Annotated in this window: 1 protein-coding gene; it reads right to left on the bottom strand. The window is 78.3% G+C overall.

The features are described 5' to 3' along the window. Nucleotides 1–1,890 (bottom strand): beta-ketoacyl reductase (locus tag Aco03nite_RS52340; protein ID WP_203810756.1); only part of this gene is annotated, 1,890 nt, incomplete at both ends.

The raw sequence follows: 1,890 nt of genomic DNA, 5'->3' as shown, positions 1-1,890 counted from the left end.
ACCCGGACGTACGAGGTGCCGGGCCGGCTGCGCCGCGGGTCGTAGAGCGTGTCGAGGTCCCAGCCGCGGTCCTCGGGGAAGGCGCTCAGCGCGTCGGTCCCGTCGTCGAGCAGCCGCCACAGCTCCTCCGGCGAGCGCACGCCACCGGGGAAGCGGCAGGCCATGCCGACGATGACGATCGGGTCGCCCGGCTCGCCGGCGCGCGCGGGGAGCGCGCCCGGCACCTGGTCCGCGTCCCGGCCGCCTCCGAGTTCCGCGCCCAGGTGCTGGGCGAGGCGGGCCGGCGTGGGGTGGTCGAACACCAGCGAGCTCGGCAGCGCGAGCCCGGTGGCACCGGCGAGCCGGTTGCGCAGCTCGACAGCGGTGAGCGAGTCGAAGCCGAGATCCCGGAAGGCCCGGGACGACGGGACCGCGTCCGCGCTGTCGTGGCCGAGCACCGCGGCCGACTCGCCGCGCACGAGGGCGAGCAGGGCGCGGGCGTCGCGCGGCACCGGGACGGACGGCGCGGCGCGGCGCATCCCCTGCACGGCCGGCAGGTCCCGCAGCAGCGGCAGGACCGGCGCGGCGGCGAACCGGGACCAGTCGGCGTCGAGGACGGTCACCGCGGTGTCGTCCTGCTCCCAGGCCTGACGCAGCGCGGTGAGCGCCGCCCGCGGGGTCAACGGCGTGATCCCGGTGCGGCGGTGGTGGCGCTCGGCCGCCGCGCTCGCGGCCATGCCGGCACCCGCCCACGGCCCCCAGGCGATCGAGGTGGCCGGCCGGCCCGCGGCCCGGCGGCGGTGCGCGAGCGCGTCGAGGACCGCGTTGGCGGCGGCGTAGGCGGCCTGCCCGGCCGCGCCGATGGTCGCGGCGGCCGAGGAGAACAGGACGAACGCGTCCAGGTCGCGACCGGCGGTCAGCTCGTCGAGGTGCCGGGCGCCGAGAGCCTTGGCCCGGACGACGGCGGCGAACCGTTCGGCGGTGAGACCGTCGAGCGTCCCGTCGTCCAAGACTCCGGCCGCGTGGACCACGGCGGCGAGGTCCCCGATCCGCCCGATCACCTCGGCCAACCGTGCACGGTCGGTGACGTCGCAGGCTTCGAGGGTGACCCGGGTGCCGCTCGCGGTCAACCGGTCGCGAAGCTCCGCTGCACCGGGCGCCCCGGCCCCGCGGCGGCTCACGAGGACCACATGCTCGAAGCCCTCCGCCGCGGCCCAGTGGGCGAGGTGCGCCCCGAGCGCGCCCGTGCCGCCGGTGATCAGGATGGTGCCGCGCGGCCGGAACGGGCGCCGGCGCCGACCGAGCGGTGCCGGCACGAGGCGGCGCGCGTACGCCCGACCCCGCCGGACGGCGATCTGGCGCTCGCCGGCGGCCACGGCTTCGGCGAGGGCGCCGGCCTGCGCGGCGTCGCACTCGGCCGGCAGGTCGGCCAGCCCGCCCCAGCGGGCGGGCTCCTCGATCGCGGCCACCTGACCGAGGCCCCAGACCTGCGCCTGATCCGGGGCGGTCAGGTCGTCGCCGCGGACCGCGACGGCGCCCCGGGTCACGCACCAGAGCGGGCCGGGCGCACCGGTCCGGAGGAGCTCCAGCGTGTGCTCCGCTCCCCCGTCGTCCCACGACAGCAACGACATGACGCCGGTCGCGGCGGGCTCGCCGCTCAGCTGCTCCGGTGTCACCCGGCGCACCTGGGCGCCGCGCTCGGCCAGCGCCCGCTCGACGAGGTCGTGTGCGGGATCGGGCGCGCCGGTGACGAGCAACCAGGTGCCGTCCAGGCGGGCGGCCGGCGCGGGGTCGAGCCGGCTCCAGTCGATCCGGTAGCGGTTGGTGCCGGTCTCGGCGTCGAGCCAGTAGCGCTGGCGCTGGAAGGGGTAGGTGGGCAGGTCCAGCGTGCTGGGCTGGGCGCGGCCGGCG

Source organism: Actinoplanes couchii (assembly GCF_016862075.1).
GTDB classification, from domain to species: domain Bacteria; phylum Actinomycetota; class Actinomycetes; order Mycobacteriales; family Micromonosporaceae; genus Actinoplanes; species Actinoplanes couchii.
The sequence above is the reverse complement of the archived record's forward strand: the minus strand, read 5'-3'. Positions and strand labels throughout refer to the sequence as shown.